The organism is Frankia sp. CeRuru1 (genome assembly GCF_977966315.1).
In genome coordinates, this window is sequence record NZ_CDWWEW010000312.1 from 1 (window position 1) to 6,144 (window position 6,144).

Here is a 6,144-nt window from a genome sequence, read left to right on the forward strand (position 1 = left end):
GTTGTGGGTTGCGCACGACTACGCACAACTTCTCTGGGAGTTACTTCAGTGGCCACCGATTACGACACCCCTCGTACAGCTGACATCGAGGACGCCTCGGAGCAGAGCCTCGAGGCCCTCAAAGCTCGGCGGGCGGACGCGGCGGCTGATCTCGGTGACGACGTTGACCCGTTCGAAACCGAGCTCGGCCTGCCCGGCGCCGACTTGTCTGGCGAGGAACTGAACGTCCGTGTGCTGCCGCGTCAGGCTGACGAGTTCACCTGCACGCAGTGCTACCTGGTGCATCACCGCAGCCAGCTCGTGGACGAGCGACGGATGATCTGCCGGGACTGCGCGGCCTGACCGACCGCGTGGTCTGATCGGCTCTCGATCAGTCTCCACCGCCGATGACAGCTGCCGATGACAGCTCCACGATCAGTTCGGGCTCGACCGCTACCGGCGGTTCGGGCTCGTCTGGCCCGGCCCGGCTCCTCAGCAGACCAGAACGCCGGCGTCCCGCATGCGCGCCACGGCTCGCTCCTCGTCGCCCGGACGCAGGTTGACGAACCTGGTGAGGTCGAGTGGCAGCAGCACCTTCAGGCCCCGCAGCCGAGCGTCCAGCGCGCTCTCCTGGACGCAGTAGTCGCCGGCCAGCCCGACGACCACCACCGTCGACACGCCCAACTGCGCCAGCCGTTCACCGAGCACCGTTGTGGCTCGCCTCCCCGATGCCGGGTCACGTACCGAGAAGGCCGAGTAGCCGTCGCTGCCGTCGACCCCCTTGCGGATCACCTCACCCTTGACGATCAGGTCGGGATGGAACTGGGCGCCGGGGGTATCCCCGACGCAGTGCGGCGGCCAGATCCCGCCGCCGGTGACGAAGTGCGGGGTCTCGTGCGGGTGCCAGTCCTGGCTGTAGAAGACCGGGGAGCCGGCGGTCACCGCCGCGGCGATCTCCGCATTGATCCCGGCGATGATCTGCTCACCACCGGCCACGTAGAGGCTGCCGGCCGGATCGGCGAAGTCGTTCTGCACGTCCACGATCAGCAGAGCGGTCCCCGGCCCGTAACGCTGACTCATCGTCGTGTCCCCTCCGTCGCGCTCCGCCCTCGCGTCGCGGTGTACCCACCTCTCCCGGTGTACCAGTCTGTTCTGTCCCGGTGTACCCGTCCGTTCGGTATGACCACACTGTCGCATCTCGACACGCCCGCGTCGATATCCCTGATCATGATGGTGTGTCGGCTTAGGTTCGCAGGATGCGTAGCCGAGACTACGGGCCGGACGTCCTGGCTCCCCCCGCCCGTCCGCGCCAGGCGCGTCCGCCGGAGGTCGAGCTCGAGCGTGACCTCGTGGTCGAGGACGTGGCCACCGGGTTCTGCGGGGCCGTGGTGGGCAGCGAGAACGGTGGGGTGACGCTGGAGGACCGTCACGGCATCCGGAGGGTCTTCCCCCTGGAACCCGGCGCCTTCCTGATCGAGGGCGCGCGGGTAACCCTCGTGCGTCCTCGCCGCGGGACCCCGGCCCCCGCGGCGCGCACCGCGTCCGGGTCCGTCGCGGTGCCCCGCCGCCGGGCCAGGGTCGCGCGGGCGAGCCGTATCTACGTGGAGGGTCTGCACGACGCGGCCTTGGTCGAGCGGGTCTGGGGCGACGACCTGCGCATCGAGGGGGTGGTGGTGGAGAGCTTGGACGGGGTCGACGACCTGCCGTCGGTGGTCGCGGGGTTCCGCCCGGGGCCCGGCCGCCGGCTCGGCGTGTTGGTGGACCATCTCGTCCCGGGGTCGAAGGAGAGCCGGATCGCCGCCTCCGTTGCCGGTGACCACGTCCTGGTGACCGGTCATCCCTACATCGACATCTGGCAGGCGGTGAAGCCGGCGTCGGTCGGCATTCCCCGCTGGCCCGAGATTCCCCGCGGCCAGCCCTGGAAGGAAGGGGTCTGTCAGGCCCTCGGTGTGGAGGACCCGGCGCAGATGTGGCGCCGGATCCTGGCCTCGGTGGACAGCTACACCGACCTTGAGGTGGGCCTGCTCGGCGCGGTGGAACGACTGATCGACTTCGTCGCCGGCTGACGGCCGGGCCCGGGCGGCCCCCCCGTACGCGCGCCGCGCAGCCGACCGCGTACGGTCACTTCGGCGGGGACGGGCCCCCTCCGTAGGCGGGAGACACCGAATGCCGGCACGGATCAGACCATCGATCCTGCTTCGGATCGTCGGTGCGGCCGGCGTGACCCTGGTCGTCGTGGCCTTGGTCGCCGGGGTGGCTCTGCAGCTCGTGGGGGGCGGGCCCGCGGGGCCGGGCGCACCCGGCCCGGCCCGGCCCGGCGTGGACGGGACCTCACCAACCGCCCTGTCCGGCCGGAAGGTCGTCCTCGACCCCGGGCACAACGGAGGAAACGGCGCCGCCGCGGCGTCGATCAACCGGCGGGTCCCGGCCGGCGGTTTCGACAAGGAATGCGACACCGTCGGCGCCGAGACCGACAGCGGTTACCCGGAGCACGCCTTCACCTTCGACGTCGCGGGGCGGGCGGCGGCCATTCTGCGCTCCCGGGGCGCGAGCGTGATCCTGACGCGCGACAACGACTCCGGGGTGGGCCCGTGCATCGACGAGCGGGCCCGCATCGGCAACCGGGTCTCGGCCGGCGCGGTGGTGTCGATACATGCCGACGGGGGACCGGCGGACGGACGCGGCTTTCATGTCATCGCGCCCGCGCTCAGCCCGGACCGGGCCAACGCACCGATCCTCGCCCCGTCGGCGCGTCTCGCGGCGATGGTGCGATCCGCCTTCGGCCGGGCCACCGGGCAGCCATTGGTGGACTACCTGGGCGAGGATGGTATGACGATCCGCTCCGATCTCGGTGGGCTCAACCTCTCGCGGGTGCCGAAGATCTTCCTGGAGTGCGGCAACATGCGCAACCGCACCGATGCGGCCGAGCTTGCCGACCCGGCCTGGCGGGCCCGGGCGGCGGCGGGCCTCGCGGACGGGATCACGTTGTTCCTGCTGGGGGACGAGGCGTCCTCGCCCGGCCCGGGCTGACCCGGCTTCGTCCGGTGATGGGCGTGACGGCGGCCGGGGCACGTTGTCGGATTTCCGGGCGCCCACCGCCCACCGGCCGTCGCACACGCAGAGGGCCACCCGTGACGGGTGGCCCTCATAGGAGGGCGAGAATGTGTCTCGCGGTGGGCGATACTGGGATTGAACCAGTGACCTCTACCGTGTCAAGGTAGCGCTCTCCCACTGAGCTAATCGCCCGCGAAAGGATCAGAGGCGGAGGCGGGAATCGAACCCGCGTACAGGGCTTTGCAGGCCCTTGCCTAAACCACTCGGCCACTCCGCCGTGGGAGGCCGCTGGGGACGGACCTCAAGCCTCTCTGCTCCCGAGCGGACGACGGGATTCGAACCCGCGACCCTCACCTTGGCAAGGTGATGCTCTACCAACTGAGCCACGTCCGCGCTGCTCCGCCCTTCTCGGCGGTGCAGGTAGCACTCTAGCGGACGATCGGGCCAGACGTCGAACCGTCCGGCGGGCGTCGCTGAGATGTTGCGTTGAGTCAAGGTTCTCCGGATGAACGCCGGCTTTCGCCCACGGCACGTCCATGCGGCCGGCCGGCCGTCGAGGGGCTGGTCCATGCCCTGGGCGGCGGGTCACCTCGGGCGGCGGTAGCGTGATCGGAATGAGCGAGACGAACGTGGCGGCTCGGGAGGCGAGCCCCCTCGGGTGTGTGGAACCGGCACCCCCGTGGGATGTCTCCTCGTTCCTGCTCGCCGGCGGCCGGTTCGCGACCGAGGTCGTGGAGATCAGTGATGACGCCGCGGTGTTGGATCGAGATGGCTTCTGGGCGGTTGTCGTCGACTTCGAGAGGGCCGTCCGTTGCATCCGGTTCGCCGACGTGCGGCCGGCGCCTCCCGGTGGTGCCGCGGCGCTGCGGCGTGGCCCCTGGCTCGGACCGCCGCGAGCCGCATGGACGACAACCATGAACCGGGCGGCCTACCTCGACGGGGTTGTGGCGATCCGTGAGCGCATTGCGGCGGGAGAGGTCTACCAGGTCAATCTCTGCCGATTGCTGTCGGCACCCCTGCCTGCGCCCGCGGCGGAACGCGCGGGGGGTCTCGGTGCCGGTGCTGTCGGTGTCGATCTCGGTGCCCTGGCGGCTGTCGTAGCCGCCGGCAATCCCGCGCCGTACGCGGTCGTCCTGGATGTGCCGGAGGCCGGGGTGCGCATCGTCGGCGCCTCTCCGGAGCTGTTCCTCTCCCGCCAGGGCGACGTCGTGAGTTCCAGGCCCATCAAGGGAACCGGTCGGACGGCGGCGGATCTGCGGGAGAAGGACGTCGCCGAGAACATCATGATTGTCGATCTTGTTCGCAACGATCTTGGTCGGGTCGCCCGCCCGGGAAGTGTGACGGTGCCTTCGCTCTGCGCAGTGGAGGAACACCCCGGTCTCGTGCACCTCGTCTCGACTGTCCGGGCCCGGCTGCGGCCGGGGGTGGGCTGGCAGGACCTTCTGGCGGCGGCCTGCCCACCCGGTTCCGTCTCCGGCGCCCCGAAGTCGAGCGCGCTGCGGATCATCCGAGAACTGGAACCGGCCTCTCGGGGCCACTACTGCGGAGGGATCGGCTGGGTGGATGCCGACCGGAACGTGGGTTGGCTGTCTGTTGGCATTCGTACGTTCTGGATCGAGGACGACCGGATCTGGTTCGGTACCGGCGCTGGTATCACGTGGGGGAGTGATCCGGACTCGGAGTGGCGCGAGACCGAGCTGAAGGCCGACCGGCTGGTGGGGCTGGCGAGCCGATCGGACGATAGGCCGGGCGCCGGCGGTGGGCCGAGGACAAAAGAACCCGCCTGGCGGCGCTAGCCTGGCCAGGCGGGCGGGTGCTCTGTGTGTGACTGGGTGGAAGCTGCCTCGGATGCAGGTGGGGAAGGGTCTCCCCCGGTCGCAAAATGCCCACACCGGCTTGCCGGGATCGGGCAGCGGTCCCGACCCCGGTGAGATCACCGCTCGGGGCCACCCCAGATGAGGAGGGCGAGTTCGGCATCAAGATCGATGATGTCGCTCTCTCCGCCGAGGGGGACGGCTGAATACGTCCGCCGCAGGAAGGCCAGCACCTCGGACCGCGGCATCTCGAACAGTGCATGCCCGGACGGGCTGGACAGGGACAGGCAGACGATCCGTCCCCCGGACTGGGCGGCAGGCCACACCTGCACGTCGCCATCCCCGGCGGGTCGGCGCACACCGTCGCTGAGGAGCTGGCGCGCGAACGTCCACTCCACGACCTCGTCCGCACCGGTGCGGAAGCCGATGCTGATCGCGTACGGATCGGCAGGCTCGTACCGGACGGTGGCGGCGACCGGCACGGGCGCCGCCCCGGGGACGACAAGGCGGAGGGCGAGTTCTGCGGTGATTGAATCGTGACGAATAGTCATCGGGCGGCCTCTCATGGTGCGATGGTGCGGGCGAGCACCCGTGTAACGGGATAGTTCCCTCTCCGAGTCCCGTTGGAAACAAGATTATGCCAAGACAACATCCGTTACGGTAGTTCGGGCGAGTTGCCTGGCCCGGAAGGGTGAACCTGTCTCGAGTGATCATGGTTCGGCCGGCTATCGGACGGATCTTCTACTTGAATCTCATAGATGATTACCGTCCGTAGTATCCGAACGTCCCTCGAGTGTCAGGCCATCCCGCCAAGGCCGTTCCCCCTTAAGTCTTCCCCGTCGGGACCCTTCTCAACCACGGCCAGTCGCGGCGAACCTGACCCAGTCCGGCCACCGGGCAGGACGGCGGACATCGCCCCATCCGTCCGTCGACCCCCCGCCGTCGGCCCCCTTCGCCGGTCCGTATCCTCGGCGTGTACGGTGGTCCCACCGGCAAGGGCGTATAGCTCAGTGGTAGAGCGCTGCCTTCACACGGCAGAGGTCCGTGGTTCGAAACCACGTACGCCCACGCGATTGGGCTTGCCATGCTCCGCTCCCGGGTCGGGAGCTTGCTCTGCTCCCGCGGGACATCTGCCCCGTGGATGATCTTCGTGCCCCCCGCGATGCGGCGTTTTTCCTGGTCAGGGCGGGTCCGTCGGTGCCTGGGAGGGGCTACCCCAAACGGGTGGTGCGGCTTGGCGGTGTCCTCTCCCGCCGGTGGGACTCGGCGCGTTTCCCCCGGTAGGAGGCCGTCCCGG

At 69.7% G+C, this 6,144-nt stretch carries 6 protein-coding genes and 4 tRNA genes; 5 read left to right on the forward strand and 5 right to left on the reverse strand.

Annotated features, from left to right (window positions below):
• Nucleotides 1-48: 48 nt before the first annotated feature.
• Nucleotides 49-342 carry a DUF4193 domain-containing protein gene (locus AC08OP_RS18875; RefSeq protein ID WP_011435797.1) on the forward strand — a complete coding sequence of 98 codons (294 nt, stop codon included), beginning with the start codon at nucleotides 49-51 and terminating at the stop codon, nucleotides 340-342.
• A 129-nt stretch (nucleotides 343-471) separates the two neighbouring features.
• On the opposite strand, the gene AC08OP_RS18880 is transcribed toward AC08OP_RS18875, so the two are convergent.
• On the reverse strand, nucleotides 472-1,059 hold the full coding sequence (locus AC08OP_RS18880) for an isochorismatase family protein (RefSeq protein WP_476615405.1): 588 nt from the start codon (nucleotides 1,057-1,059) through the stop codon (nucleotides 472-474).
• A gap of 176 nt (nucleotides 1,060-1,235) precedes the next feature.
• Here AC08OP_RS18880 and AC08OP_RS18885 point away from each other — a divergent pair, with 176 nt between their 5' ends.
• Together AC08OP_RS18885 and AC08OP_RS18890 are read left to right on the forward strand one after the other, a co-directional pair.
• Nucleotides 1,236-2,045: a DUF3097 domain-containing protein gene (locus AC08OP_RS18885; protein WP_476615406.1), complete on the forward strand. Its 810-nt coding sequence runs from the start codon at nucleotides 1,236-1,238 to the stop codon at nucleotides 2,043-2,045.
• 100 nt (nucleotides 2,046-2,145) lie between these two features.
• The gene (locus tag AC08OP_RS18890; protein ID WP_476615407.1) at nucleotides 2,146-3,009 is read left to right on the forward strand and encodes an N-acetylmuramoyl-L-alanine amidase; all 864 of its coding nucleotides are present in this window, start codon (nucleotides 2,146-2,148) and stop codon (nucleotides 3,007-3,009) included.
• A gap of 144 nt (nucleotides 3,010-3,153) precedes the next feature.
• Here AC08OP_RS18890 and AC08OP_RS18895 read toward each other — a convergent pair.
• The 3 genes from AC08OP_RS18895 to AC08OP_RS18905 all read right to left on the reverse strand — a co-directional run bounded on the left by AC08OP_RS18895 (nucleotide 3,154) and on the right by AC08OP_RS18905 (nucleotide 3,426).
• Nucleotides 3,154-3,225, reverse strand: a tRNA-Val gene (locus tag AC08OP_RS18895).
• A 13-nt stretch (nucleotides 3,226-3,238) separates the two neighbouring features.
• A tRNA-Cys gene (locus AC08OP_RS18900) sits at nucleotides 3,239-3,310 on the reverse strand.
• Between the two features lie 43 nt (nucleotides 3,311-3,353).
• A tRNA-Gly gene (locus AC08OP_RS18905) sits at nucleotides 3,354-3,426 on the reverse strand.
• Between the two features lie 221 nt (nucleotides 3,427-3,647).
• Between AC08OP_RS18905 and AC08OP_RS18910 the strand changes: the two genes are divergently transcribed.
• Nucleotides 3,648-4,829: a chorismate-binding protein gene (locus AC08OP_RS18910; RefSeq protein ID WP_476615408.1), complete on the forward strand. Its 1,182-nt coding sequence runs from the start codon at nucleotides 3,648-3,650 to the stop codon at nucleotides 4,827-4,829.
• 137 nt (nucleotides 4,830-4,966) lie between these two features.
• Here AC08OP_RS18910 and AC08OP_RS18915 read toward each other — a convergent pair whose 3' ends face one another.
• On the reverse strand, nucleotides 4,967-5,398 hold the full coding sequence (locus tag AC08OP_RS18915; RefSeq protein WP_462188101.1) for an SsgA family sporulation/cell division regulator: 432 nt from the start codon (nucleotides 5,396-5,398) through the stop codon (nucleotides 4,967-4,969).
• Between the two features lie 445 nt (nucleotides 5,399-5,843).
• Between AC08OP_RS18915 and AC08OP_RS18920 the strand changes: the two genes are divergently transcribed.
• Nucleotides 5,844-5,915: transfer RNA gene (locus AC08OP_RS18920), tRNA-Val, on the forward strand.
• Nucleotides 5,916-6,144: the final 229 nt, after the last annotated feature.